The following is a 23,825-nucleotide window of genomic DNA, read 5'->3' as shown; positions in this document are numbered from 1 at the left end:
ATGGGAACGGGGCGCGGGGCGCTGAGCGGACATCAGGCCGGTCAGTAGTAGTGACGGCGGCCGCCGACGGCGTGCCCGAGCGACCCGGCGACCCAGAGGATCAGACCGATGACGGCCAGCACCAGGCCGATGGTCCACAGGATCGAGATGCCGGTGACGAAGCCGATGATGAGCAGGATGACGCCGAGGAGTATCACGAGGGGCTCCCGGATTGACGGGTGGGCTGTCGGCGGAGGCGGCCGCGTCGGCTCGCACCGGCGGGGGGCCGCCCCCGGGAACCGGGCCGGTCTCGCCGGCCCGGTTCCACACCCACGCGTCTACCGCGGCATCGCCGGGGCAAACCGGTCGGAACGCCTCCGTCGTCGTCACCGCCGGTGGCGGCCGCGCCGGCGGCGGCGCGGTGCGACGACCACCCGGGGCGCGGGCAGGAAGAGCCGGGCCAGCTCGCGGCCCAGGTTGACGCCGATGGCGAGGGCCATGGCCATCGCGCCGGCCCGCCCGATGCCGCTCAGTCCGACCTCGGGTTCGCCCCGCACGAAGGCGAGCATCCCGAAGTACAGCACCGAGCCGGGCAGCAGCGGCCCGAGCGCGGCGGTGATGTGCGGCAGCGCCGAGCTGCCCCGGCAACGCGCCATGAGCTGGCCGGACAGTCCGACCAGCCCCGCCGCCAGACCGGTGGCCAGGATCGGCTCGCCGCCCGCGTTCACCAGCACCCCGTACGTGGTCCAACCCGCCGCGCTGTTCAGCAGGACCGCCGGCAGCGTGCCCGGCTCGGTGTTCAGCAGCACCGCGAACGCCACGGTCAGGAGCACCGCGGCGGCGAGTTGCAGCGGGGGGTTCACCGCCCCGTGCGGCACGTCCTGGGCGGCGAGGTCGGCACCGTTGTTGACGCCGACGTAGAGCACCGTCATCACCCCGATCACCACCCCGGCCATCAGGTACAGCGCTTCGAGCAGCCGGGCGGCCGCGGTGAGGTAGAAGCCCGCCAGGCCCTCCTGGACCGCCGCCACCAGGGGCCACCCCGGCAGCACCGCGTACAGTCCTCCGGTGATCACCACCGATCCGCGCAGGTGCAGCCCGTTGAACGACAGCAGGATGCCGATCACGGCGGCCGGCACCGCGGCCACCACGAACTGGTAGAAGGCCGGGAGGTCGTGGCGCGCCACCAGCGCCGAGAGCCGCTCGCCCGTCAACGCGGCGACGAGGGCGCTCGCGAAGACCAGCCAGGCCCGGGCGTCGGCCCGGCCGCCGATCAGCAGGGTGGCGGCCCCGGCCATCCCCCCCCAGCAGAGCACGTACAGCCGCCCGGAGTAGCGGTGGCTGCGCCTGCGCGCCGCCGTCAGGCGGCCGTGCGCCTCGGGGACGGCCATCCCGCGCACGGTGATCTCGGTGACCAGCCGGAAGACGGCGGCCAGCCGCGCGTAGTCGACGGCCGGGCGGCGGACGGAGCACTCGGCCGTCAGCGAGGGCTCCGACGGGCCGGGCTGGTACGAGATCGCCACCCGGGTGAAGGTGACCTGCGGGTCGCAGGGGTGGAGCCGGTAGGCGTGGGCGACGGCGAGCATGGCGGCCTCGACGTCCTCCGCCGCCTCGCCGCTGGCCAGCAGCAGTTCGCCGACGAGCAGCGCAAGGTCCAGCACCTGCGCCGGCTCGACACCGGTCGGCGGCTCGGCGCCGGCCGCGTCCGGTGCGGGCTTCCGGTCGGCCGTCGGGGTGCGCAGCAGCGGCAGCATCATGTCGGGCCAGGGCGCCGGGGTGCCGTCACCGTCCGCACCGGGCCCGGCACCGGTCTCGCGCTCCCCGGGCGCGGGGGCCTGGGGCGGCACCCGTCCGGGCCGGGCGGGGTGTCCGTCCGGGCCGGCGGGCGCGCCGAGCTGCTCGTGTTCCGTCATCGCGACTCCCTGACCCCACCCCCTCCGTCAACAACGTGCAGCCGGTCAACTACCCCGAGTGATGCTGTGGCGAACGCGCCACACGCGGCACACCCGTCCGAACCGGAGCACGACCGGCCGTACACGCCCCACCGCCCCGCGCGTGCCGACCTCGGGGGCCGGCCGGCCGGCGGGGTCGCGGGCGGGCACGGGCGGCTCCGGCCGCCGGTTCACGGCGGCGACGGAGGGTAGACGCGCCTGCGCAAGGACCCCGGACAGAGAGGGAGGCGTCGACCATGCCGCGAGGATCCAGCCCCAAGCGGGAGCGCCAGTACGAACACATCAAGGACAGCGCGCTCGACCGGGGCGAGAGTGAGAAGCGGGCCAAGGAGATCGCCGCCAGGACGGTGAACAAGGAGCGCGCGCGGCACGGCGAGTCGAAGACCGCCAGCCGCAGTTCGACCCATGACATGTCCTCCGGCCGGCGCGGCGGGCAGCGCTCTCACCAGGGCTCCCAGGGCCCGACCTACGACCAGCTGTACAACGAGGCCAAGCAGCGCAACGTCAAGGGCCGCTCCAAGATGAACAAGCGCCAGCTGGCCGACGCGCTCGGCCACTGACCGGGCGCGCTCCTCCGAGGAGGTGCCTCGATGACCGTCCCGATGCCCCCGGACCCGGACACCCGGCCGACCCCCCGGCCCGACCCCGACCCCGTGCCGGGGCCGGGCGAGCCGGACCCGGCGCCGCCGCCGATCCCGCCGTTCCCACCGCCGGAGCCGTTCCCGGACACCGATCCGGCGCCGCTGCCGCAGCCGCACCCCGGGCAGGCCTGACCGGGCCGTCCGGGGCGCCCGGCCGCACCGGTGGGCGCCCCGGACCGCGGTGGTGGGCCCGCCGGTCAGAACCGCGGTGCCAGCAGGCTCTCCAGTTCGGCCTCGAAGAGCAGCTCGGGACGGAAGCCCATGCCGGTGAAGTGCCCGGCGAGTTCCAGTGACAGCACGCCGTGCAGCCGGGTCCAGAAGACCAGGAAGCGGTGGAGCACCTCGGGCGGGGCCGGCTGCTCGCCCGCCCAGTCCCGGTGGCCCAGCAGATGGGTGGCGAACGGCGCCTCCCCGGCCTCCGGCCCGGCCGGGGCGAGCGCCGCGCAGGCGTCGACCAGCGTCCGCATGACCTCGTCGGCGACGGCGGTGGTGTCCGCGGGGGCGTGGTAGCCGGGCACGGGGGTGCCGTAGACCAGGAAGTACCGCTGGGGGTCGGCCAGGGCCCAGCCGCGCAGGGCGTGGGCGAGCCCGGACAGGTCGGCGCCACCGGCGGCGGCCGCGCCGAGGGCGTCGGCGAGGCTTCGGTACGCGTCCCGGACGAGTTCGGTGATCAGCTCGTCGCGCCCGGCGAAGTACCGGTAGAGCGCGGGGCCGCTCAGGCCCATCCGCCTGGCGATCGCGTTGACGGAGAGCGCCGAGGCGCCGGCCGTGGCGATCTGCTCCCAGGCGTGCGCCTTGATCTCCTCGCGCACCTGCGACCGGTAGCGCTCGCGCGGGCTCTCCGCGCCCGTTCCGTCCGTCCTCGCCATCGGCGTCCGTCCGCTCCCCAAGTGCCCGACTAGATGATCACGCTTCCGTTAGAAGGTATCACGGACCTGTTGACCCCCCAGTCCTTGTCGAGTTACAACTTCTAACGAAAGCGTGAGCATCTAGCTCGCGCGACCGTGCCGTCCCGACGGCCGACAGATGAATGGGGAGTTCCATGTCCGCCAGCCGCAGCACCGGCCTGCGCACCGCCCTGCTGACCGTTCCGCTCGCCCTCGGTCTGCTCGGCGCCGCCGCCGCGCCGGCCGGGGCCGCCACCGCCCACCGCCCCGGCCCCTCGCTCACCTGCCGCGGGGTGGGCGTCGACCCCGAGGCCCGCGTCCGTCACCGGACCGAGGCCGTGATCCACGCGCCGCTGCGGACCGTCTGGCGACTGCAGGCCGACGTGGAGCGCTGGCCCGCCTGGCAGACCCCGGTGCTGAGCGCCGAGCGCCTCGACGGCGGCCCGCTGCACCCGGGTTCGGCGTTCCACTGGACCACCCCGCTGCCGCCGAACCCGGCGTCGACCGACCCCGTCCTGGAGATCACCTCCACCGTCCGGCAGCTGCGGCCCGGCTCCTGCGTCCGGTGGACCGGCCCGGCGGTCGCGGCCGGGCTGCGGATCGACGGCGTCCACGTGTGGACCTTCACCGAGGTCCCGGGCGGTGTCCTGGTGCGCACCGAGGAGACCCACACCGGGCCCCAGGTCGACGCGAACGTCCCCGCCGCCACCGACGTCCTCCGCCAGGGGCTCGAAGGCTGGCTGCGGGACCTGAAGGCCGCCGCCGAGACCGGTGACCGGTAGGCCGCCGCCCGAATCGGCGTCCCGGCCCGCGCATGGAAGCGCGCGGCCCGGGCAGACGCCGCGCGGGGCGGACGTCGCCCCGTCGACCGAGAGGAGGCACCCCCCGTGGGTACCGACGACAAGCTGCGCAACATGGCCGAGAAGGCGAGCGGCAAGGTCAAGGAAGCCGCCGGGAAGGCCACCGACGACCGCTCGACCGAACTCAAGGGCAAGGCCGAGCAGGCGAAGGGCGACTTGAAGCAGGCCGCGGAGAAGGTCAAGGACGCGGGCAAGCACTGACCGGGCACCCGGCGGTCGTCCCCGGACGGCTGTCGGGTGTCCCCGTCTTCCCAGCGCACCCGGCAGAGGAGTTGAACCCCATGACCGACCAGAACGAACCCGTCCCGAGGGATCCTCCGACCCCGGTCGAGACCCCCGAGTCCCGGATGACGGGCGAGGGCTCGCCGCCGCCCGAGCACGAGGAGCGGAAGGGGCCGCGGGACGGCCCCGAGTACGAGACCACCGAGCCCGCCCACGCCCCCGATCCGCCCGAGCCGCCGGACTGAGCGACTCCCCCGCGCCGGCCACCCGGTGGACCGGCCGCCATGGCCGCCGGTCCCACCGGCCGCGCGTCCGGTCAGGGGGCGAGCAGCCCCTGCCGGCCCGCGTAGGCCGCGAGGCCGTCGGCCGTCGCGCCGGCCCAGCCGAGGTAGCCGTCCGGCCGGACCAGGAACACGCCGGTGCCGTACGCCCGGTAGGCCGGGATGCGGACCACCGGCGCGGTGACGGCCGGCAGCGGGGTGTCCGTGCCGACGGTGAGCAGCGTCCAGTGCGGGCCGCGGAAGGCGTCGAACAGCCGGGTGCCGCCCCGGCGGCCGTCCGGGGCGCGGTCGCCGGCCCGCAGCGCGTCCGCCGGGAGGTCCGGGCGGGTCTCCACGGAGAGCGCGGACTCCCGGTAGCCGAGGTCGAGTTGCTGGGTCGCCCGGCCGCGGCGCTGCTCGCCGCGGTGGACCCGGGTGGACAGCTCCAGCATCGCCGCGGCGTTGGCTCGGCGCTCTTCCTCGTAGCTGTCGAGCAGGCCCGCTTCCGCCCGGCCGGCCAGCACGGCGGCCAGCTTCCAGCCCAGGTTGTAGGCGTCCTGGACGCTGGTGTTCAGACCCTGCCCGCCGGCCGGGGAGTGGACGTGCGCGGCGTCGCCGGCGAGGAACACCCGACCCGCGCGGAAGCGGTCCGCGAGCGCCGCGCGCGGGCGGAACTCGGAGCTCCAGCGCAGTTCGGTGACCTGCTCGGCGGCCAGGTGGGTGCGGGCCGCGACCACCTCGCGCAGCCCGTCGAGGGTGAGGTCGACGGCCGCGCCCTCCGGGAACTGGGCGACCAGTTGGAAGTCCTCGGTGCCGCCGAGCGGGCAGATCGCCAACAGTCCGTCCTCGGCCTGGAACACGTGCCAGTGGTCGCGGCCCAGTCCTTCGACCCGGACGTCCGCGACCAGCATCGGGCTGGGGTCGACGGTCTCGCCGGTCATCCCGATGCCGAGCAGCCGACGCACCGTCGAGCGCCCGCCGTCCGCCGCGACGAGGTACCGCGCCCGGACCGGGCCGCCGACGGCGAACTCGGCGGTCACGCCCTGGTCGTCCTGCGTCAGGCCGACCAGCTCGCGCCCGAACGCGACCTCGCCGCCCAGCTCGCGCAGCCGCTCGTACAGCACCTGCTGGGTGCGCCACTGGGGCAGCATCAGGGTCTCGGTGTACGGCTCGGCCTCGGAGGCCTCGGTCGGGTCGTACATGGTGCGCTCGCCCTGCGGTTCGCCGTCCCGCCAGAACAGGTTGGGCGGGTAGTACCCCGCCACCGCGCGGACCCGGTCGAGCACGCCGAAGTCGTCGAGCACCTCCAGCGTGCGCGGCTGGAGCCCCTTGCCGCGCGAGCCGGGGAAGAGCTCCGCGCCGCGCTCGACCACCAGGGCGGCGGCGCCGTGCCGTGCGAGGTCCAGCGCCAGGGCGAGCCCGGTGGGCCCGGCGCCGATGATCAGGACGTCCGTGTGCATGCCGCGAGAAGCCACGACAACCCCCTTAACGTTGTTAAGTAGCCGTTGCCCACAGCTTGCACTTAACGGCGTTAAACTGTCAATCGTGACCCCGCAGAGAACCCCCAAGCTCGACCGCGCCCAGGTCGTCGACACCGCGCTCAACCTGCTGAACGAGGCCGGTCTGGACGGCCTGACGCTGCGCGCCATCGCCGCCCGGCTCGATGTCAAGGCCCCCGCGCTGTACTGGCACTTCAAGGACAAACAGGCGCTGCTGGACGAGATGGCGACCGAGATGCTGCGCCGGCTGACCGGTCGGGCCGGCGAAGGGCGCGCGGAGGGCGACTGGCGGCAGGGCTACCTGGCGACCATGCGCGCCCTGCGCGCCGAGCTGCTGCGCTACCGCGACGGCGCGAAGGTCTACAGCGGCGCCCGGTTCACCGACACCGGCTACGCGGCCGGGCTGGACGCCTCGCTGCGCCTGCTGGTCCAGGCCGGCTTCACCCCGGCGGCCGCCGCCCGGGCCTGGCAGACCGCGTACAGCTACACCATCGGCTACGTCATCGAGGAGCAGGCGATGGGCCCCAACCCCTTCGACGGCGGCGAGGGCTACGACGTGGACGCCCGCGCCGAGCGCCTGGCCGCCCACCCGCTGGCCGCCGAGTCGGGCCGGGTGATGTTCCAGGACTTCGACGAGGGCTTCGAGCAGGGCCTGGCGGCGGTGCTGGCCGGGGTCGAGGCCACCCTGCTGGGCTGACGGCGTCCGCGCCCCGGCCCGCCTCCCGTCGGCTGCGCCGCCCCGGGGTGCGTACGCGCGCGGACCGGCCGTAGAACGGAAGGGGACGGCAGCGGTAGACGCCTGTCGCCGAGGCTCAGGAGGTGGCTGCGATGGGACTTCCCCTGGCGGCCGGGCACGTGCTGGTGACGCTCGGCGAGGGCCCGCGGAAGTCGGCGGAAGCGGTGCTCGACGCGTTGGAGGCCGCCTTCCCGACCCACACCGGGCGCGGCCGGACGATGCTCGGCAACGTCTGGGAGGATCCGGCCGCCCTGACCTCGGAGGGCGTCCGGGTGGTGGCCGAGCCCCGGATCACCCGCGCCCCCGCCCGTCCGGCACCGAGCCCGTCGGTGCGCCTCTCCCAGTCCTTCGACGCCCACCGGGCGGGTTCGCCGGGGCCGCCGGTCACCCTGCCCGGCGAACTCGCCGCGGACCTGCTCGGCGGCCCCGCGGAGGTCGAGCGGGTCCGCGACGCCCTCGCCGGGCTCTGCCGGACGCACGAGGAGGGCCGCGAGACGCGGGGGCCGCAACTGGCGGTGCGGCTGCGGCTCGGCCGGCGCGGGTGAGCACCCCGCGGGCGTGTGCCGGCACCGGACCGGGGTAGGCGCGCCGGCGGAACACCAACGGCCGACTTCACTCGGGGGCCGTCATGGCCGTACAACGCAGACCGGGCACGCAGCGCGGGGGCATGGCCCGCCGCGCGGGCGGTGAGCGCCACGACTTCCCGCACGCCCCGCAGGGCCCCGGCCGGACGACGCCGCAGCTCCGGCCGCAGGAGACGGTGCGCCGGGGCACCGAGCCGGTGACCGCCCGATCGGACCTGGAGCTGCGGCGGCTGTTGTCCCGGATCTTCCTGGTGCTGTTCGTCGGTGGGACGGCGGCCTTCGCCGTGCTGGCCGCCCTGGCCGGCCCGGGCCCCGCTCCCGACCAGGGGACCTACGCCTTCTTCGCCGCCCTGTGCGCCGGGTTCGCCGGCCTCGCCGCGCTCGACCTGCTGGTGATCCGGCGCCGCCTGGCCGCCGGCCAGGGCCGTGACCGGACCGACGCGCGGAGGGCCACCGGCTCGGCGAGCCGGACCGGGGAGCGGCCGGGCGCCGACCGACGGGAGTGAGCGGGGCGTCCGCCGCTCGGACCGGCGCTCTTCGCCCTTCGGCCGTCCGGCTGCGGGCTCGCGCGGGCGCGGCCGTTTCCGCGGCGTCCCGACGGGCAGGCGCCACCCCGCAGCAGACCCCGTCCCCAGAGCCGAGGAGGGCCCCATGACCCGGAAGATCAAGGAGATCATGACGCCGGCCCCGGTCACCGTCCCCCGGCTCGCCTCGGTGCGCGACACGGCCCGCTGGATGCGCGACGCCGCCATCGGGGACGTCCTGGTGGTGGGCGAGGACGACGAGGTGTGCGGGCTGGTGACCGACCGCGACCTGGTGGTGCGGGTGCTGGCCGCGGGCAAGGACCCGGACAGCACCCGGACCGGCGACGTGTGCAGCTCCGAGCTGGTCGACGTCGGCCCGGACGACGACGTCGCCCACGCCGTGGAACTCATGCGACGCCATGCCCTGCGCCGCCTCCCGGTGCTGGAGGACGGACGGGCGGTGGGCGTGGTCTCGCTCGGCGACCTCGCGACGGACCGGGACGTCGAGGCTGCCAGCCTGGGCTCCGCGCTCGCCGACATCAGCGCCGCCGCGCCCGACTCCTGACCGGCTGCCGCCCCCGCCTCGCGACGAGACGAGTCACCCCGGAACCCGCGGGGTGACTTCCGAACCCTCGTTCCCCCGAGCCCCACCGGCTCACAACCATCCCACCGGGTCTGGCCCGGTGGCCGTTCGGCAGGCCCCGGGTTTGCATGGAGTGACCGAGCCCCCTGCGATCCGGAGGTAGCGCCGTGTACGAGATGTGGGCCGAGCACGACCCGGCGGTGACCCCGCCCGCCGTGGTGTGGCACGTGGTGGCGAAGGACGACGCGACCTCCTCGCTGTGCGGGCGGTTCCTGGAACCCTCCCAGCGCGTCGTCCCGGCAGCCGACGGTACCGGTGCGGCCGGGCCGGACCGGTACTGCGACCCCTGCCTGGTCACCGTGCGCGAGGCCTTGGCGGCCAGCGCGCGGTGACCGGCCGTCGCCACGTCCCCCCTCGTCGCCGTCTCCTTCCCTCCTCCGTCGCCCTCGGTCCGGCGCGCCTCACCGGCGCGCCCTCATGGCAGCGGCACCGCCATCAGGCACGGGTGCCGGCTGTTGCAGCTCCCGGGAGTCGCCAGGACAGTGGCGACCCCTCCAGTGATCTCCACCCGCAGACCGCCGTCCGAACTCTCCCAGACCGGGCCCCCGTCGGGCCCCACGGTCTGGGTCTCGTGCACCACCACGACGGACGGTGGAGCGTGCCCGCCGATCGGACCGGGGAGCGTCACCGCGTAGCGGCGGGTGAGGCTTCTCATCTCGGCCTCCTTCTCTCCCCACCCTGCGCCATCGATTCTCCCCCGATCCGACCGCTCGTACACGGAGGACCGCCGTCATTCCGGGGGGAGGCCGGACTCCGTCTCGCGTCTTCCCCGAACCGGCGCGGTTACACACCGAGGAACCGAGAATCCTGGTGTCCGGGCGGTGGGACCCGGCGGCGCCACGAGCGAACCCCCCGGGGCACGGGTGACCGGGCCGTGAGAGGGAGCCCGGCCGATCGAGAGGAGGCCGCGCCGTGGGAGTGAACGGCGCCGGACCGGACCGCCGTGCCGGGCCGCTGGGCAGCCGCCGCCCCCGGGTACCGGCGCGCCGGACCAGGGCGGGGGCACCGGCCCCGGGCCGGGCTCCGTCCGGGGAGCACGTCCCCGCCGGGCTGCGGACGGCCGCCGGCTACACCTGGCGGCTGGCGCTGCTCGGGCTCGCCGTCTACCTGGTCGTCGACGTCCTCGCCCGGCTCGAACTGCCGGTCGTCGCGCTGTTCGTGGCGCTGGTCATCACCTCCGTGCTGCGCCCGCTGGTCGACCTGCTGGCCCGGGTGACGCCCCGCTCGCTCGCCGTCCTGATCGCCCTCCTCTGCACCGTCGCGGTCGTCGGCGGAGTGCTGACGCTGGTCGGCACGACCGTCGCCGACGAGTGGAGCCGGCTGGGCAACGAGCTGCGCGGCGGCCTGTCCCGGATCGACCGCTGGCTCACCGGCGCGCCCTTCCACCTGCGTCCCGGCACCGTCACCGATCTGCGGGCCAAGATCGGCGACTTCATCGCGTCCCACCGCTCCACGCTGCTCAGCACCGCCCTCAGCGGCGCCGGACGGATCGTCGAGCTGGTCACCGGGCTGGCGCTCGCGGTGTTCTGCTCGGTGTTCTTCCTGCACTCCGGCGACCGGATGTGGTCCTGGGCGCAGGACCAGCTGCCGGTCCGGACCGGCTCGGCCTGGGACCGCGTCGGCCGGGCCGCCTGGCGCACCTTCGCGGGCTACACCCGGGGCGTGCTGATCGTGGCGGCCTCCAACGCCGTGCTGGTGGGCATCGCGCTGGCCGTCCTGCGGGTGCCGCTGGTCATGCCGCTGATGGTGCTGGAGTTCGTGGCGACCCTCGTCCCGCTGGTCGGTTCCCCGATCGCCCTGGCGATCGCCTCCGTGGTCGCGCTCGCCGCCCGCGGCCCGGTGGTCGCCCTGCTGGTGCTCGCGCTGATCGTGGTCATCGGCCAGATCGAGGGCCACCTGCTGCATCCGCTGGTGCTCGGGTGGTCCGTCCGCATCCACCCGGTGGTGATCGCCGTGTCGGTGGCCGGCGGCGCGGTGCTGGCGGGGGTCCTCGGCGCGGTGGTGGCAGTGCCGGTGGTGGCGGTCGGCTGGGCGGTGCTCGGCGAGCTGCGCGACCGTGGCGGCCCCGGCGGCTCAGCGCCGCAGCCCCCGGCGGCGGGCGATCAGCCTGGTCGTCGAAAGGACCAGGGTCGGGGCCCAGACCAGGGCGAACGCCGTCAGCGAGGCGGCTGAGTGCGCGTTGGCGCTGACCAGCAGCAGGCCGGCCGACAGCGCCAGCAGCACCGACAGCACGGACGCCGGCACCCGCACGGCCGCCCCCAGGACGCGGTCCGACCACCAGCCGGGCCGGCGCCGCATGGTGCGCATCGCGCGGTCGAGCCGTCCGTCCGTCCGCAGGTCGTCCTCGATCTCCACCAGGATCCGCAGCTCCCGGCGGGAGAGCCCGGGCCCGTCCATGGCCGCCACCTCCGGTCCCCCGTGAAGAGGCGGCTGCCCGGCCCGGGCCGCCCGTAACACGGGCCGGGCCGACGGGGCGGGGCTGGTCCTCACCACCGGTGACCTGGCAGGATTCCCGCTAACCCGTGCCGACGGCGCCCCCGCGGCGCTCCGCCGGCACGCCCCGCGACCGAAAGGCCACCCCGTGACCACTCCCAGCACCGTCGTCGTCGAGCCGGCGGACGACCGGAACCGCTACGAGATCTCCGTCGACGGCCGGCTCGCCGGCTTCACCGAGTACCGGGACCACGAGGAGCAGCGCGTCTTCTTCCACACCGAGGTCGACGAGGCCTTCGCCGGCCAGGGCCTCGCCTCGCGGCTGGTGCAGGAGGCGCTGACGGACGTCCGCGCGGCCGGGAAGCGGATCGTGCCGATCTGCCCGTACGTCGCCAAGTTCCTGCTGAAGCACGAGGAGTTCGCCGACATCGCCGACCCGGTCACCCCGGAGGTCAAGGGCTGGCTGCGCACCCAGCTGTACTGACCGGTGCGGTCCTGGCCCGGGCCCGGCCCGCGTCCGGCCGGCCTGCGGCTGGTCCGCCCGGCCCTCCGAGGTGGGGCCGTTGGGCCCTGGCCGCGCGGCCGGGGGGCCGGAATCCTGGTCGCCGGTACGCGCGGGTCGGGAGTGGAAGGGCCTGAGGATGGGCGAGTTGGTCACGGTGGGGCGTTCGAGGGGCTGACCGGCGAGGTCCTGGCCGAGGCACGGGCCCGGGTGGCCGCCGCCGCGGCCGCTCCGGGGGTGGGGACGCTGGTGGAGGCCCTGCGGGTCCGGTTCGCCGCCGTGGCCGGGGGCGTGCTGGCGCAGGTGAACGCCGAGGTGGACGGCCGCCGGATCCGCGTCCAGGAGGCCGCGGCCGGACTGGGCGACTCGCTCGACCGGGTGAGCGACGCGCTGCGCGGCAGGATCGGGGCCGTCACCGGGGCCTGGACACCGCGCCCCTGGCCGGGCCATCGTGCGGCGGCCCGCACCGGTCCGGACGGCGGGGCCGTCCGCGAGCCGCGGGTCGTCCGGCGCAAGGAGCCCTCGCTGGTGTGGTGCTCGCCGGAGGCCGCCGCCCGGACCATGGACGCGATGGACTACGACATCCACCTGTTCACCGATCCGGCGACCGAGACCGACGCCGTGGTCTACCGGGTCGGGCCGACCGGCTACCGCCTCGCCCGTACCGTCCCGGCCGGTCCGGCGGGCCGCCGGACCTCGCCGATCACCCTCAGCCCGTACGGCGCTCCGCGGCTGACGGAGGCGCAGGCCGTCGACCGGCTGGCGGGCGCGGAGCTGCCGTTCCTGTTCTTCGCGCACCCGGTCAGCGGGCGGGGCCGGGTGCTCTACCGCCGCTTCGACGGCCGGCTCGGCCTGATCGGCGGGCGCGCCTGACGGGCCCTCGCCGGAACGCCGCCGCGCCCCCGCCGGGCGGTCGCTCGGCGGGGGCGCGGCGCGCGCGGTGTGCGCACGGGATCGGCGCGTCACATGTTGATCATGTGCCCGGCGAGGCCGTGGATGGCCTCCTTGACCGCCTCGCCCAGGGTCGGGTGGGCGTGCACGTTGCGGGCGACCTCGTGGACGGTCAGGTCCCACTGCTGGGCCAGCGTCAGCTCCGGCAGCAGCTCGGTGACCTCGGGGCCGATCAGGTGGGCGCCGAGCAGCTCGCCGTGCGTGTTGTCGCTGATGACCTTGACGAAGCCGATCGGGTGGCCGAGGCCGTGCGCCTTACCGTTGGCGGTGAACGGGAACTTGGCGACCTTGACGTCGTAGCCCAGGTCGCGGGCCTGCGCCTCGGTGTAGCCGAAGGAGGCGATCTGCGGCTGGCAGTAGGTGGCGCGCGGGATCATGGCGAAGTCGACCTCCATGGTCTCGGCCCCGCCGATGGTCTCGGCGGCGATCACGGCCATCGTCTCGGCGGCGTGCGCGAGCATCAGCTTGGCGGTCACGTCGCCGATTGCGAAGATGTGCTCGACGCTGGTGCGGCCGCGGCCGTCCACCGCGATCGCGTTGCGGTCGGTGAGCTTGACGCCGGTGTTCTCCAGGCCGTAGCCGTTGACCCGCGGCGCGAAGCCGATCGCCTGGAGCACCTTGTCGGCCTCCAGCACCTGCTGCTGCCCGTCCTTGGTGACGGTGACCCGGACCTTGGCGTTCGGGTCGCTGTCGTCGATCGACTCGACCCGGGTGGAGGTCAGCACCTCGATGCCCAGCTTGCGGTACTGCTTGGCGAGTTCGGTGGAGACCTCGACGTCCTCCAGCGGCACCATGCGGTCCAGGAACTCGACGATGGTGACCTTCACGCCGTAGTTGTGCAGCACGTAGGCGAACTCGACGCCGATCGCGCCGGCGCCCGCGATGATGATGCTCTCCGGCAGCTGCTCGGTGAGGATCTGCTCCTCGTAGGTGACCACGCGCTCGCTCAGGCTGGTGCCCGGCAGCAGTCGGGTGGTGGCGCCGGCGGCGATGACGCAGTGGTCGAACGTGACGACTTCGAAGCCGCCGCCGCTCAGCGCGACCTGGAGGGTGTGGTCGTCGACGAAGGTGCCCCAGCCGTCGTACTCGGTGATGCCGTTCTTCTTCATCAGGTAGTGGACGCCCTTGACCCGGCCGTCGGCCACCGAACGGCTGCGCCGGAAGGCCTCGACGAAGTCGAAGGTCACCTGGCCCTCGACCTTGATGCCGAAGGTCTTGGCCTCCTTGGTGAAGATGTGGGCGAGCTCGGCGTTGCGCAGCAGGGCCTTGGAGGGGATGCAGCCGACGTTGAGGCAGACGCCGCCCCAGTACTTGGCCTCGATGACCGCGACCTTCAGGCCCAGCTGGGCCGAGCGGACGGCGGCGGTGTAACCGCCGGGGCCCGCGCCCAGGACGACGACGTCGTAGTGCGTGCTCATGTTGCTGACTCCTCCGAGGATGTCACCGTGTCGTGATCTCGGTCCCATGGTGTCAGGACCGGGCTCGGCGCACCCACCGGGTCTCGGCCGATGCGCTCCGCGCGGCACCGTACCGGCCCGGGGCCGGATTTGTCAGTGGTCTCCGCTACGGTGACCGCACCCGTGGCCACCAGGGGCGATGACGGAGGGAGGTCGCGGTTGGCGGGGGCCGGACGGAGCGGTCGGGTACGGCGGTCGGGTGGGCCCGCCGGGCCGGGAGCGGCGGCGGGCCCACCCGGGCGTCAGGCCGTCACGCCCTGGGAGCGGCCGGCGCTCGTGCCGCCGGTCCCCGCCGCGTCGGTGCCGGGCGCCGCCGCGTCGGTGCCGGGCGCCGCCTTCGCGGCCGGGCGCTGGGCCGGGACGGGCCGGTGGAGCGAGGAGAGGTCCCAGGCGTAGGTGCCGACGGCGTTCGCGATCACGTCGATGTTGACGTCGAAGGCGCCCATGTCGATGTTGCCCAGGTCGTCGCAGGCCTTGTGGTAGCACGGGTCGTAGGCGACGCCGGCCGTGCCGCCGTAACGGGCCGCCTGCTCCGGGGACTTGACCTTCTCGGCGCCGGTGTCGGTGCCGCCGGCCGGGATGCCCGCGTCGATGAACGGACCGTAGTCGGAGCGGCCGTCGAAGGCGGTCGGGTCGTGCGGCAGGCCCCGGCCGTCCAGGTAGCCGTTGATGTCCCGCTCCAGCTGCGCCGAGCCCTCGGGGCCCGCCTCGCCGCCGAGGCTGCCGGAGCCGTTGTAGACGAACTGCGCGTAGTTGGGGGATGCGATCATGTCGAAGTTGAGGTAGAGAGCGATCTGCTTCCTCTCCGCGTCGGAGAGGGAGTTCACGTACTTCTCGGCCCCCTTGAGGCCGAACTCTTCGGCCGACCACCAGGCGAACCTGACCTTGTTCCTCACCGGGTGGGCACTGAGGTTCCTCGCGACCTCCAGGATGCCGGCCGAGCCGGAGCCGTTGTCGTTGATGCCCGGCCCCTCGGGGACGGAGTCCAGGTGCGCGCCGACCATCACGGTGTGGTCGGGGTCGCCGCCGCGGGTCTCGGCGAGCACGTTCCAGGTCTTGCGCGGCTCCATGAAGGTGCGGATGTCCAGGTTCACCCGGACGGGCCCGGCGGCCGCCTCGGCGGCCAGGGCCTCGCCCGCGGCCCTGGTGATCCCGCCCGTCGGGATCCTCCCGGCGGTCGGCTCGCCGAGCGTCCCGTTGAGGTTCCCGTCGGTGTTGTTGTAGATGATCGCGCCGGTCGCGCCCACGGCGGCCGCGGCGGCCTGCTTCTCGGCGAAGCTGCACCCGCCGCGCCGGATCAGGGCGATCTTGCCGGTGAAGGCGCCCGCCGGGTAGTCGGCGGGCGTGCAGCCGGTGGTGGCGCCGACCGGAGCGACCGCCAGGTCCGCGGCCAGCCCCGCCTCCGGGCCGCTCACCGAGTAGGTCATGGCGATCACCGGCACCGACTCGGCCTGCGGGGAGATCACGTCGAGGCGCTCGGAGCGGGCCTCGAAGAACGTGTAGACGAACTCCTGCTTGGACACCTTGAGTCCGGCCCGCCGGGCCTGCTCGTAGACGTACTGCGCGGACTGGTCGTGTCCCGTCGAACCGGCCACCCGGGTACCGCCGTTGCGGTCCGCGATCAGCTGGAGCGCGGCCAGCGTGGCCCGGGCGTCCCGGGCGCTGCTCGTCTGGACCAGCCGGGAGGCCAGCTTGGCGCCCTTGCGCGCCGGGTCCGGGTCGGCCGAGGCGGTGCCCGCGCCGGCCAGCAGCAGCGGGGTGACCAGAGCGGCGACGGTCAGGGCGGCGCCCGCGCCACGCCGGGTGACGGCGATTCGCGGGCGTCCTGGGGAGGCGGTGCGGTCGTGCGGGGTGGAACGGTCGAGCGGGGAGGTGGGGCGACGGGTGCGCAGCATCAAGGCAGCTCCTTCCGACGGGCCGTGAGGTCACGATTGGACATGATCGGAATCCCGTTGCCAAGCCTTTACGCACACCCGCGGGATGCGGTCCGCGGCGCGCGCGGCGATATTGGAGGAGTGGGGGCGTCTCATCCAGGAGTGTGACCAGATGTCCATGATGGATAAGCTCAAGAACCTGCTGAAGGGCCACGAGGAGCAGGCCGACAAGGCCGTCGACAGGGCGGGCGACACCGTCGACCAGCGCACCCAGGGCAAGTACAGCGGTCAGGTGGACGCCGCCCAGGAGCAGCTGAAGAACCAGTTCCGCGACCAGCCGCCGTCCCAGCAGTAGCGGGCAGCGGCAGCGGGATCCGTGAGGCGCCGCACCCGGCGCCGTCCGACCGGCTCACCGCCCCGGTCCGGCCGCCCGGCCGGACCGGGGTCAGCCTGCTGCCGGGGCTCAGCCCTGCCGGGGCTCAGCCCTGCCGGGCCCGGGTGCCGCCGGGCCGGGGCGGTCGTGGCCGCCTTCCTGGGCTCCGTTGTTCGCGCCGCAGTTCTCGCAGGGCCCCGGGCCGGGTCGCTCGCGCAGCCGCCCGCACTCCGGGCACACCCGGTCCAGCCAGCAGGCCGGCTCGCCGCCTTCGTCCATACGGCCGATTCTGCCCGGAGCACTCCCGGGAGCGCGAGTAGACACTGTCTACGACCGACTGGTAGACAGTGTCTATGACCGAACAGGAACGGGACCTGCGGGCCCGGCTGGTGGCCGCGGGCGTCGAGTTGGTGGCCGAGGGCGGCGTCCAGGCGCTCGGCCTGCGCGAGATCGCCCGCCGCGCCGGGGTCTCGCACGGCGCGCCCCGCCGCTACTTCCCCACCCACCGCGAGCTGCTCGGGGCCGTCGCCCAGCAGGGCTTCGGCAGGCTCACCGACACCCTCGCGGGCGCCGACGCCCTCTCCGCGACCACCGGCGCCGACGCGCGCACCCGCCTGGACGCGCTCGCCCGCGCCTACCTCGGCTTCGCGGCCGCCAATCCCGGCATGTTCGAGCTGATGTTCCGTCACGACCTGTTGGACGGCAGCGGCGTCGAGCTGCGCCGCACCACCCTGCCGCTGTTCCTGACCTTCGTCGGACTGGTCTCCGAGGTGCTCCCGCAGTCCGACGATCCGGCCGCCGCCACCGCCGCCCTCTGGTCCAACCTGCACGGCCTCGCCCAGCTGCAGACCTGGGGCAGCCTGCGGCTCATCACCGGCGACGACTCCGTCGAGCCGCTGCTGCGCGTCACGCTCGACGCCCACCTCGGCCCGGCCGCCCGGTGAGGCCGCAGCACCGCCGGGGGCTCGCCCTGACCGCGAGCATCACCGGCGCCGTCCTGGTCGCCCTCGACGGCACCGCGCTGACCGTCGCCCGGCCCGCCCTCCAGCACGACCTGCACGCCTCGGTCGCGGCCGCACAGTGGGCCAGCACCGGCTACCTGGTCACCGTCGCCGCCCTGCTGGTCTTCGCGGGCCGGCTGGGCGACCGGTACGGGCACCGGCGGGTCTTCACGCTCGGCGTGGCCGGCTTCGCCGCCAGCTCGCTCGGGATCGCCCTGGCTCCCGGCATCGGCTGGGTCGTCGCGCTGCGCGTCCTCCAGGGCGTGGCGGGCGCGCTGCTGCAACCGGCCACCCTCGGCATGCTGCGCGCCGCCTGGCCCGCCGACCGGCTCTCCGGGCCGATCGCGATCCGCACCGCCGCCATCGGGCTCGCGGCGGCGGCCGGGCCGCTGGTCGGCGGAGCGCTCACCGCCCACTACGGCTGGCGGTCGGTCTTCGTGCTGGGCCTGCTGCCCGCCGCGGCGGCCCTCCTGGCGGCCCTCGCGGTGCCGACCGGGCCGGTGCCGACGGGGCCGGGATCGCCCGGGACCGGCCGGGCAGGAGCCGCCCGTGGCTCCGGGCTCGACCTGCCCGGCGCGGCGCTGCTCGCGCTCGCGCTGGCCTGTCTGGTGCAGAGCCTGGTGGCGCTGCCGGAGGCCGGCTGGTCGGCCGGACCGCTGCTCGGCCTCGCCGCGGCCGGGGGCCTCGCCCTGGCCCTGGTCCGACACGAACGCCGGACCGCCGACCCGCTGCTGCCGCCCGCGCTGGTGCGTTCGGCGGCGGTCGCACCGCCGCTCGTCGTCCTGCTCGCGGCCTCGGCGGCGCTCCAGGGCGCGCTGTTCCCGGCCGTCTACTACCTCCAGGACGTGCTCGGGCTCGACCCCTTGCAGAGCGCCCTGCGGGCGGTGCCGCTCGCGGCGGCGATGGTCCTCGCGGCGACCGGCTCCCCCTGGCTGGCGAAGCGTCACGGCGAACGGGCGGTGGTGCTGTCGGGGATGGCGCTGGTCACCGCGGGGGCGCTGCTCACCGCCGAGCTCGGGCCCGGCTCCGGCACGGTCGCGATCGGCGGCTGCTTCGCGCTGCTCGGCACCGGCTTCGGCGCGGTGATGGCCACCGCCACCGCGGTGCTGGTCCGGGGCGCGTCCGCCGGCCGGGCCGGGGTCGCGGGCGGCCGGGGTCCGTCGGTCGTCCGGGAGCAACGGACCTGCCGTCAGGCCCCGGTGACGCCGCCGACCGCACCTCTGTCCGCCGGTCCGACAGGGTCTCGGCGGTCCGTGGTGGGCCAAGCCGGTAACCGTCCGCGCGGTACACCGGCGGGGCCTTCCGGGCGGCGAACGCCCGCTGGTGCCGGTGGCGTTCGACCTCGGCGAGGTGCCGCACCCCGGGCGCGGCAGGGTCATCGGGGACGGCGAGGGCCGGCCGGGCCTTCCGTGCGGGCGCGGCCCGCCGGAGGTCCGACCGGCACTCCGGCGTGGCGCGTTCAGGTGCGTGCGCGGGCGGGGTCGGCCGACCGCCCGGGCCGAGTGCCATCGGCCCGACTCCGGCCCGCGGCCCCGCTCGCCCCGCTCGAACTCCGCGACCGTGTCAGCGTGATGAGCAGCGCGAGCTGGACGGTGGCGCCCACGGCCGGTCCGAGCCACACGCCCGTCACGCCCAGCGGCCCGGACAGGGCTGCCGAGGCGCCGAGTTGGGCGCCGAGCCCGAACAGGACGGACACCACCAGCGGACGGCCGGCTCCCGCCGCCTGGTGCACCCCGCCGACGGCCACCACCACGGCGTACGGCAGCAGGTAGAGCGCCGCCGCGCGCAGGAAGCCGACGGACTGCGCGGCCACCGCCCGGTCCGCCGTGAACAGCGCGGTCAGCGGGCCGGCGAGCGTCGCGGACAGCACCGCCGCCACCGCGCCGAGCAGTGCGGCCAGGCGGGCGGTGGCGCGCCGCAGGGTGCGCAGCGCGGCGCCCTCCCCCGCGCCGGTCAGCCGGGCGGCCTCGATCGCCGCGGCTTGGCGCAGGGCGTAGAAGGCCATGGTGACGATCAGCAGGACGCGGTAGCCGACGCCGTACCCGGCCACCGCCGCGACGCCGAAGCCCGCGACCAGGGCGAGTTGGGCGGTTCCGACGGCCATCCGGGCGGTGAAGTCCAGGCCGAACGGCGCGCCCGCGCGCAGGATCCGGACCGCCGCCGGGCCCACTCCCCCGGTTCCGCCGACGGCCTGCTGCCGCGGCTGCCCGCGGTGCCGGCGCCGCCGCAGTCGCAGGGTGACGGCGAGGGCGATCGCCCGGGAGAGGGCCAGGGCGAGTGCCGCACCCGGCACGCCGAGAGCGGGCAGCGGCCCGGGGCCGAGGATGAGCAACGGGTCGAGGAGGAGCAGCAGGGCGTTGGAGAGCAGGGCGATCCGCATCGGCGTGCGGGTGTCGCCCGCGCCCTTGAACAGTTCGTCGGCGACGCGCTGGCCGAAGAAGAGCGCGAAGGCCGGGAACGCGACGGTGAGGTACTCGGCGGCGTGCGCGGCGGCCTCGCCGTCCAGGAAGGCGCCGGCCAGCCGGTCGCGCAGCAGGAAGCCGGGGACGGCGAGCAGCACGCTGCCCGTGACGCAGAGCCGGCGGGCCGCCCGGACGGTGCGTGCGGCGTCGGCGTGGTCGCCCGCGCCGAGGGCGTGGGAGAGCCGGACGCTGGTGCCGGAGCCGACCACCAGCACCAGTCCGAGCAGCAGGTTCTCGACGGTGCCGGCCAGTGTCACGGCGGCGACCGCGGCCCCGCCGAGTCCGGCCACCCAGAGGGTGCCGATCACCGAGGCGACCACCCCGGACAGCAGCTCCGCGTACACCGGTACCGCCAACGCCGTGAGTCGGCGCACCTGCCCCCGCATGATGTCTCCCCCTTCGCCCGTGGCGCTCTCGCCTCGTGGGTGTCCTCGGCCTGCCGCGGCTCAGCCTGGATTGGCTCGGCTCGCCGCGGCTCGGCTTGGCTCGGTCTGCGACCTGCCTCGAATAGAGATACATCGTTTCGAGGCACATCGACAAGAGGTAGCATGAGCGCTCCTGCAGGCGCACTACGACCGAAGGGCTCCAGCCGTGTTGACGCTCGCGATCCTCGGCTTCCTGTACGACCAGCCACTGCACGGCTACGAGCTCAAGTCCCGGATCACCGGGCTGACCGGCCACGTCCGGCCGGTGAGCGACGGCGCGCTCTACCCCGCCATCGCCCGGCTGGAGAAGGCCGGACTGCTGCACCGCCGCACCGAACCGGGCAGCGGCGCGGCGCCGCGGCAGACGCTGGAGCTGACGGCGCAGGGGCGGGCCGAGCTGCTGCGCCGGCTGGCCGATCCGGAACAGGCCGAGATCACCGACCAGATCCGCTTCTTCACCGTCACCGCCTTCCTGCACCACCTCGCCGATCCGCCCGGGCAGGCCGCCGTCCTCCGCCGCCGACTGGACTTCCTGGACGCGCCGAGCAGCTTCTTCTACGACGGAGCGGGGCAGCCGGTGACCGCCGAGCGCGAGCCGAACCCCTTCCGGCGCGGGATGCTGCTCGTCGCCCGGGCCTCCACGGCGGCCGAGCGGGCCTGGCTGACCGACACCATCGCGGAGCTCGAACGACCGTCGGGGTGAACCGGCCGGAGAGCTCGACGCGCCGACGGTTTCCCAGCCCTGGGAACGCTAGGCCGACCAGGCGGATCGAGAGCGGAGACGAAGGTCCGCGCCCCTGCCGAACAGCAGGGCGAAGAATCGGATCCAGGCCGCCGCGCACCTGGTTCCCTCCGGCCCCGGCGTGGCTATGATGATCCGCCTCACGTCCTCGGCATCCCCCTCCGCGACGTGACCCGCCACCGCGCCCCGCCGTCCCCCTGGAGGCCGCCGTGCCCGTTCCCGAGACCGCGGCCGAGGCCGCGACCCCCTCCGCGCCGCTGAAGCGGGACGACATCCCCGGCTGGTTCTTCAGCCTCGACCGGGCCGCCTTCAGCCACCTGCTGGCCGCCCAGAGCGCGGCCGGCGTCACCGGCGACATCCTGGAGCTCGGCAGTTACCTGGGCCGCAGCGCGGTCCTGCTCGGCGACCACCTGCGGCCGGGCGAGCGGCTGACGGTCTGCGACCTGTTCGACTCCGAGGCGGGCGACGCCGAGAACGCCGCCGAGATGGACATGTCCTACCGCAGGACCCTCACCCGCAGCGCCTTCGAGGCCAACTACCTCGCCTTCCACCGCGAGCTGCCCGAGATAGTGCAGGCCCCCACCTCGGTCCTGGCCGACGGCCGCATCCGGGCGGACAGCTGCCGCTTCGTCCACATCGACGCCTCCCACCTCTACGAGCACGTCGCCGGGGACATCGCCGTGGCCCGCGCCGCGCTCGCCGGGAACGGCCTGGTCGCCCTGGACGACTACCGCTCCGAGCACACCCCGGGCGTCTCCGCCGCGGTCTGGGAGGCGGTCTTCACCGGCGGGCTGCGGCCGGTCCTGCTGACTCCGATGAAGTTCTACGGCACCTGGGGCGACGCCGCGGCCCCCCAGGCGGTCCTGCGGGAGCGCGACTGGCGGGCCGAGGGGTACACCATCGACGAGGACACCATCGCCGGCGCCCGGGTGCTGCGCCTCAACTACCAGGTCAAGGCCCCGGTCCAGCGCTCCACGTCGCGCCGGATCGCCCTGGATCTGCTGCCACCGGTCGCGACCAGGGCCACCCGCCGGATGCTCCGGACGCTGCGCGAGCGCCGCGCCGTCCCCCCGGTCCCGAGCGCCTGACCCCTCGTCGGCGCCCGTCCCGTACGCGTCCCGTACGGGACGGGCGCCGACGCCGTCCCCGCCCTGGACTCCCGCACACCCGGCGCACCCGCACGCCGCACGCCCGCGGGTGCGCCGGGCCGCGCACCCCTGCCCGACCGCCGTTCCGCCGCCACGCGGTCACCGAGTCGCCTCGTTGGCCGATAACCATATTTCGGGGCTTTCTTATTTTCTCCGCCGCTTCACTCTAACGAGGGAACCTCCTTTAAAGATTTGCCCACGGAACATTAAAGGGCGCATAGTGATGACACCTCAGTTCGGTCTGATGAACACCAAGTTCAGGCAAAGTCATCCCCAGCAAGGAGAAGACCTTGTTCCACGGAAACACGGCATCGGACAGCCCCGGGCAGCGGCTGCGCGCGGAGATCGCGGGCCCGGGGACCACGCCGTTGATCGGCGTCTACGACATGTACTCGGCCTCCATCGCGGCCGAGCACTACGACGGCATGTTCGTCTCCGGCTTCGGCTTCGCGGCCTCCTACTACGGGCTGCCCGACATCGGCTTCATCGCCTGGCCCGACATGGTGGGCTTCGTCGAGCGGCTGCGCGGGGCCTTCCCCCGGCACCACCTGCTGGTCGACATCGACGACGGCTACGTCGATCCGGAGGTGGCCTGCCACGTCGTGCGCAGGCTCGAACGGATCGGCGCGTCGGGCGTGATCCTGGAGGACCAGAAGCGGCCGCGCCGGTGCGGGCACGCGGACGGCAAGATCGTGCTCCCGCTGGAGGAGTACCTGGAGAAGCTGGAGCTCGTCCTCGACAACCGGACGGACCTGGTGGTGGTCGCGCGCACCGACGCCACCGAGGAGGACGACATCCTGCGCCGGGCCCGGGCGCTCGCCGCCACCGACGCCGACGTGGTGCTGGTGGACGGCGTGCGCAGCGAGGAGTGGATCCGCCGGATCCGCCGGGTGGTCGGCGACAAGCCGCTGCTGTTCAACCAGATCGCGGGCGGCAAGTCGCCCCGGCTGTCGCTCTCGGAGCTGTCGGACCTGGGGGTGGACGTGGCCATCTACAGCACGCCGTGCCTGTTCGCCGCGCACCGGGCGATGGACGAGGCGCTGGCCGGGCTGAAGGACGCCGACGGGCGGCTGCCGGCTCCGGCCGGTGGCCGAGACCAGGTCGGGGTGCGGGAGTCCACCGAGTTGCTGGAGCGGAACATCTCGCGCTCCCGCGGGCTGATGGCGGTGACGGCGTGAGCGCCGGGCTGCGCGGGCCCGCCCCGCCCTCACCGGCCGCCGCCCTGCGGGCCACCGCCCTGGGGCTGGCCGGGGCCTGCGCGCTGCTCGCGGGCGCCGCGGCGCCCGCGGCGGCCGGCGGCTCGCTGATCACGGTCGTGGACAACTCGCACGCCGACTCCTGGCTGGAGGTCGACCGCACGGCCAACCTCCAGAACGGCAGCGGTTCGGCGGGCAGCGACCACGACGGCGCCGGCTCGCTGGTGGGCGGTCTGCTCGGGCCGGGTTCCTCCTCCGGGCCCTCGCTCCGCCCGGCGACGGGAGGCGGCCCGTGACCGACCGCCTGGCGCGCCCGGAGCAGCCACCAGGGCTCCGGGCGCGCGGGGAGCGGGCGCCCGGGGTGCGGTCATCCGGGGAGCGGTCATCCGTGGGCCAGGCGTCCGGGCCCGGCGCCCGGGCGCACCGCGGTCCCGGGCCCCGGCCCCGGCCCCGCGGGCGGCTGCCGCGCTGGCT

Annotated in this window: 28 protein-coding genes and 1 pseudogene; 20 read left to right on the top strand and 9 right to left on the bottom strand. The window is 75.0% G+C overall.

Annotated elements, in window-relative coordinates:
* Positions 1–41: 41 nt before the first annotated feature.
* Together ACIQI7_RS29165 and ACIQI7_RS29160 are read right to left on the bottom strand one after the other, a co-directional pair.
* The gene (locus ACIQI7_RS29165) at positions 42–197 is read right to left on the bottom strand and encodes a DUF6131 family protein (protein WP_401115506.1); all 156 of its coding nucleotides are present in this window, start codon (positions 195–197) and stop codon (positions 42–44) included.
* 168 nt (positions 198–365) lie between these two features.
* Positions 366–1,892, bottom strand: a complete 1,527-nt coding sequence (locus ACIQI7_RS29160; RefSeq protein ID WP_401115503.1) for a threonine/serine exporter ThrE family protein — start codon at positions 1,890–1,892, stop codon at positions 366–368.
* Positions 1,893–2,167: 275 nt separating this feature from the next.
* On the opposite strand from ACIQI7_RS29160, the gene ACIQI7_RS29155 reads away from it, so the two are divergent.
* Complete coding sequence (locus ACIQI7_RS29155; protein ID WP_387755378.1) at positions 2,168–2,491, top strand: plasmid stabilization protein; 324 nt, start codon at positions 2,168–2,170, stop codon at positions 2,489–2,491.
* A 30-nt stretch (positions 2,492–2,521) separates the two neighbouring features.
* Positions 2,522–2,704, top strand: coding sequence for a hypothetical protein (locus ACIQI7_RS29150; RefSeq protein WP_401115499.1), 183 nt, complete (start codon positions 2,522–2,524; stop codon positions 2,702–2,704).
* 65 nt (positions 2,705–2,769) lie between these two features.
* Here ACIQI7_RS29150 and ACIQI7_RS29145 read toward each other — a convergent pair whose 3' ends face one another.
* Complete coding sequence (locus tag ACIQI7_RS29145) at positions 2,770–3,441, bottom strand: TetR/AcrR family transcriptional regulator (protein ID WP_401115496.1); 672 nt, start codon at positions 3,439–3,441, stop codon at positions 2,770–2,772.
* 173 nt (positions 3,442–3,614) lie between these two features.
* On the opposite strand from ACIQI7_RS29145, the gene ACIQI7_RS29140 reads away from it, so the two are divergent.
* The 3 genes from ACIQI7_RS29140 to ACIQI7_RS29130 all read left to right on the top strand — a co-directional run bounded on the left by ACIQI7_RS29140 (position 3,615) and on the right by ACIQI7_RS29130 (position 4,786).
* Positions 3,615–4,241: an SRPBCC family protein gene (locus ACIQI7_RS29140; RefSeq protein ID WP_401115493.1), complete on the top strand. Its 627-nt coding sequence runs from the start codon at positions 3,615–3,617 to the stop codon at positions 4,239–4,241.
* Between the two features lie 105 nt (positions 4,242–4,346).
* Positions 4,347–4,520, top strand: coding sequence for a CsbD family protein (locus ACIQI7_RS29135; RefSeq protein ID WP_401115490.1), 174 nt, complete (start codon positions 4,347–4,349; stop codon positions 4,518–4,520).
* Between the two features lie 80 nt (positions 4,521–4,600).
* Positions 4,601–4,786, top strand: coding sequence for a hypothetical protein (locus tag ACIQI7_RS29130; RefSeq protein ID WP_401115487.1), 186 nt, complete (start codon positions 4,601–4,603; stop codon positions 4,784–4,786).
* A gap of 71 nt (positions 4,787–4,857) precedes the next feature.
* Here ACIQI7_RS29130 and ACIQI7_RS29125 read toward each other — a convergent pair whose 3' ends face one another.
* Complete coding sequence (locus tag ACIQI7_RS29125) at positions 4,858–6,261, bottom strand: FAD-dependent monooxygenase (RefSeq protein WP_401115682.1); 1,404 nt, start codon at positions 6,259–6,261, stop codon at positions 4,858–4,860.
* Positions 6,262–6,346: 85 nt separating this feature from the next.
* Between ACIQI7_RS29125 and ACIQI7_RS29120 the strand changes: the two genes are divergently transcribed.
* From ACIQI7_RS29120 to ACIQI7_RS29100, 5 genes are all read left to right on the top strand, one after another.
* Complete coding sequence (locus ACIQI7_RS29120) at positions 6,347–6,997, top strand: TetR/AcrR family transcriptional regulator C-terminal domain-containing protein (RefSeq protein WP_401115484.1); 651 nt, start codon at positions 6,347–6,349, stop codon at positions 6,995–6,997.
* A 131-nt stretch (positions 6,998–7,128) separates the two neighbouring features.
* Positions 7,129–7,581: a hypothetical protein gene (locus tag ACIQI7_RS29115; protein WP_401115481.1), complete on the top strand. Its 453-nt coding sequence runs from the start codon at positions 7,129–7,131 to the stop codon at positions 7,579–7,581.
* Positions 7,582–7,703: 122 nt separating this feature from the next.
* Positions 7,704–8,126, top strand: a complete 423-nt coding sequence (locus tag ACIQI7_RS29110) for a DUF6343 family protein (protein ID WP_401115478.1) — start codon at positions 7,704–7,706, stop codon at positions 8,124–8,126.
* A 145-nt stretch (positions 8,127–8,271) separates the two neighbouring features.
* Complete coding sequence (locus tag ACIQI7_RS29105; RefSeq protein ID WP_401115475.1) at positions 8,272–8,709, top strand: CBS domain-containing protein; 438 nt, start codon at positions 8,272–8,274, stop codon at positions 8,707–8,709.
* Between the two features lie 185 nt (positions 8,710–8,894).
* Positions 8,895–9,119 (top strand): hypothetical protein, encoded by a 225-nt coding sequence (locus ACIQI7_RS29100; RefSeq protein WP_401115472.1) that lies wholly within the window; start codon positions 8,895–8,897, stop codon positions 9,117–9,119.
* 83 nt (positions 9,120–9,202) lie between these two features.
* On the opposite strand, the gene ACIQI7_RS29095 is transcribed toward ACIQI7_RS29100, so the two are convergent.
* Entirely contained in the window at positions 9,203–9,442 is a 240-nt protein-coding gene (locus tag ACIQI7_RS29095) for a DUF6296 family protein (RefSeq protein ID WP_401115469.1), read from the bottom strand.
* A gap of 257 nt (positions 9,443–9,699) precedes the next feature.
* Between ACIQI7_RS29095 and ACIQI7_RS29090 the strand changes: the two genes are divergently transcribed.
* A complete protein-coding gene (locus tag ACIQI7_RS29090; protein ID WP_401115466.1) occupies positions 9,700–10,959 on the top strand; it encodes an AI-2E family transporter in 1,260 nt (419 codons plus the stop codon).
* Here the strand turns inward: ACIQI7_RS29090 and ACIQI7_RS29085 are convergent.
* Positions 10,861–11,184: a hypothetical protein gene (locus ACIQI7_RS29085; protein WP_401115463.1), complete on the bottom strand. Its 324-nt coding sequence runs from the start codon at positions 11,182–11,184 to the stop codon at positions 10,861–10,863. The genes ACIQI7_RS29090 and ACIQI7_RS29085 overlap by 99 nt on opposite strands.
* 184 nt (positions 11,185–11,368) lie before the next feature.
* Between ACIQI7_RS29085 and ACIQI7_RS29080 the strand changes: the two genes are divergently transcribed.
* Together ACIQI7_RS29080 and ACIQI7_RS29075 are read left to right on the top strand one after the other, a co-directional pair.
* Entirely contained in the window at positions 11,369–11,704 is a 336-nt protein-coding gene (locus ACIQI7_RS29080; RefSeq protein WP_401115460.1) for a GNAT family N-acetyltransferase, read from the top strand.
* Positions 11,705–11,845: 141 nt separating this feature from the next.
* Positions 11,846–12,595: a sigma 54 modulation/S30EA ribosomal C-terminal domain-containing protein gene (locus tag ACIQI7_RS29075; protein WP_401115457.1), complete on the top strand. Its 750-nt coding sequence runs from the start codon at positions 11,846–11,848 to the stop codon at positions 12,593–12,595.
* Between the two features lie 89 nt (positions 12,596–12,684).
* On the opposite strand, the gene lpdA is transcribed toward ACIQI7_RS29075, so the two are convergent.
* Complete coding sequence (gene lpdA, locus ACIQI7_RS29070; protein WP_401115454.1) at positions 12,685–14,091, bottom strand: dihydrolipoyl dehydrogenase; 1,407 nt, start codon at positions 14,089–14,091, stop codon at positions 12,685–12,687.
* A 281-nt stretch (positions 14,092–14,372) separates the two neighbouring features.
* Positions 14,373–16,025: a M28 family peptidase gene (locus ACIQI7_RS29065; protein WP_401115451.1), complete on the bottom strand. Its 1,653-nt coding sequence runs from the start codon at positions 16,023–16,025 to the stop codon at positions 14,373–14,375.
* 151 nt (positions 16,026–16,176) lie between these two features.
* On the opposite strand from ACIQI7_RS29065, the gene ACIQI7_RS29060 reads away from it, so the two are divergent.
* The 3 genes from ACIQI7_RS29060 (at position 16,177) to ACIQI7_RS29050 (ending at position 19,150) form a co-directional block, all read left to right on the top strand.
* Positions 16,177–16,359, top strand: a complete 183-nt coding sequence (locus tag ACIQI7_RS29060) for an antitoxin (protein ID WP_387755332.1) — start codon at positions 16,177–16,179, stop codon at positions 16,357–16,359.
* A 371-nt stretch (positions 16,360–16,730) separates the two neighbouring features.
* Entirely contained in the window at positions 16,731–17,321 is a 591-nt protein-coding gene (locus ACIQI7_RS29055; protein WP_401115446.1) for a TetR/AcrR family transcriptional regulator, read from the top strand.
* Positions 17,318–19,150, top strand: coding sequence for an MFS transporter (locus ACIQI7_RS29050; protein ID WP_401115443.1), 1,833 nt, complete (start codon positions 17,318–17,320; stop codon positions 19,148–19,150). The genes ACIQI7_RS29055 and ACIQI7_RS29050 overlap by 4 nt, the downstream gene beginning before the upstream one ends.
* Here the strand turns inward: ACIQI7_RS29050 and ACIQI7_RS29045 are convergent.
* A pseudogene (locus ACIQI7_RS29045) lies at positions 19,111–20,226 on the bottom strand (MATE family efflux transporter); the annotation flags it as partial. The gene ACIQI7_RS29050 and the pseudogene ACIQI7_RS29045 sit on opposite strands and share 40 nt — an antisense overlap.
* 205 nt (positions 20,227–20,431) lie before the next feature.
* On the opposite strand from ACIQI7_RS29045, the gene ACIQI7_RS29040 reads away from it, so the two are divergent.
* From ACIQI7_RS29040 to ACIQI7_RS29025, 4 genes are all read left to right on the top strand, one after another.
* On the top strand, positions 20,432–20,968 hold the full coding sequence (locus ACIQI7_RS29040) for a PadR family transcriptional regulator (RefSeq protein ID WP_401115440.1): 537 nt from the start codon (positions 20,432–20,434) through the stop codon (positions 20,966–20,968).
* 248 nt (positions 20,969–21,216) lie between these two features.
* Positions 21,217–22,095 carry a class I SAM-dependent methyltransferase gene (locus tag ACIQI7_RS29035; RefSeq protein ID WP_401115437.1) on the top strand — a complete coding sequence of 293 codons (879 nt, stop codon included), beginning with the start codon at positions 21,217–21,219 and terminating at the stop codon, positions 22,093–22,095.
* Positions 22,096–22,445: 350 nt separating this feature from the next.
* The gene (locus ACIQI7_RS29030) at positions 22,446–23,333 is read left to right on the top strand and encodes an oxaloacetate decarboxylase (RefSeq protein ID WP_387755312.1); all 888 of its coding nucleotides are present in this window, start codon (positions 22,446–22,448) and stop codon (positions 23,331–23,333) included.
* The gene (locus ACIQI7_RS29025) at positions 23,330–23,647 is read left to right on the top strand and encodes a hypothetical protein (protein WP_401115434.1); all 318 of its coding nucleotides are present in this window, start codon (positions 23,330–23,332) and stop codon (positions 23,645–23,647) included. Before ACIQI7_RS29030 ends, ACIQI7_RS29025 begins: the two co-directional genes overlap by 4 nt.
* The last annotated feature ends 178 nt before the right edge of the window (positions 23,648–23,825 follow it).

Source organism: Kitasatospora sp. NPDC092039 (assembly GCF_044756065.1).
GTDB lineage: Bacteria > Actinomycetota > Actinomycetes > Streptomycetales > Streptomycetaceae > Kitasatospora.
The sequence above is the reverse complement of the archived record's forward strand: the minus strand, read 5'-3'. Positions and strand labels throughout refer to the sequence as shown.

Bases quoted from the DNA above. Each gene is read 5' to 3' on its own strand.
- ACIQI7_RS29160 (WP_401115503.1), bottom strand. From the start codon at position 1,892: ATGACGGAACACGAGCAGCTCGGCGCGCCCGCCGGCCCGGACGGACAC.
- ACIQI7_RS29155 (WP_387755378.1), top strand. From the start codon at position 2,168: ATGCCGCGAGGATCCAGCCCCAAGCGGGAGCGCCAGTACGAACACATC.
- ACIQI7_RS29055 (WP_401115446.1), top strand. From the start codon at position 16,731: ATGACCGAACAGGAACGGGACCTGCGGGCCCGGCTGGTGGCCGCGGGC.
- lpdA (WP_401115454.1), bottom strand. From the start codon at position 14,091: ATGAGCACGCACTACGACGTCGTCGTCCTGGGCGCGGGCCCCGGCGGT.
- ACIQI7_RS29060 (WP_387755332.1), top strand. From the start codon at position 16,177: ATGTCCATGATGGATAAGCTCAAGAACCTGCTGAAGGGCCACGAGGAG.
- ACIQI7_RS29110 (WP_401115478.1), top strand. From the start codon at position 7,704: ATGGCCCGCCGCGCGGGCGGTGAGCGCCACGACTTCCCGCACGCCCCG.
- ACIQI7_RS29105 (WP_401115475.1), top strand. From the start codon at position 8,272: ATGACCCGGAAGATCAAGGAGATCATGACGCCGGCCCCGGTCACCGTC.
- ACIQI7_RS29140 (WP_401115493.1), top strand. From the start codon at position 3,615: ATGTCCGCCAGCCGCAGCACCGGCCTGCGCACCGCCCTGCTGACCGTT.
- ACIQI7_RS29150 (WP_401115499.1), top strand. From the start codon at position 2,522: ATGACCGTCCCGATGCCCCCGGACCCGGACACCCGGCCGACCCCCCGG.
- ACIQI7_RS29065 (WP_401115451.1), bottom strand. From the start codon at position 16,025: ATGCTGCGCACCCGTCGCCCCACCTCCCCGCTCGACCGTTCCACCCCG.
- ACIQI7_RS29130 (WP_401115487.1), top strand. From the start codon at position 4,601: ATGACCGACCAGAACGAACCCGTCCCGAGGGATCCTCCGACCCCGGTC.
- ACIQI7_RS29095 (WP_401115469.1), bottom strand. From the start codon at position 9,442: ATGAGAAGCCTCACCCGCCGCTACGCGGTGACGCTCCCCGGTCCGATC.
- ACIQI7_RS29125 (WP_401115682.1), bottom strand. From the start codon at position 6,261: ATGCACACGGACGTCCTGATCATCGGCGCCGGGCCCACCGGGCTCGCC.
- ACIQI7_RS29085 (WP_401115463.1), bottom strand. From the start codon at position 11,184: ATGGACGGGCCCGGGCTCTCCCGCCGGGAGCTGCGGATCCTGGTGGAG.
- ACIQI7_RS29145 (WP_401115496.1), bottom strand. From the start codon at position 3,441: ATGGCGAGGACGGACGGAACGGGCGCGGAGAGCCCGCGCGAGCGCTAC.
- ACIQI7_RS29115 (WP_401115481.1), top strand. From the start codon at position 7,129: ATGGGACTTCCCCTGGCGGCCGGGCACGTGCTGGTGACGCTCGGCGAG.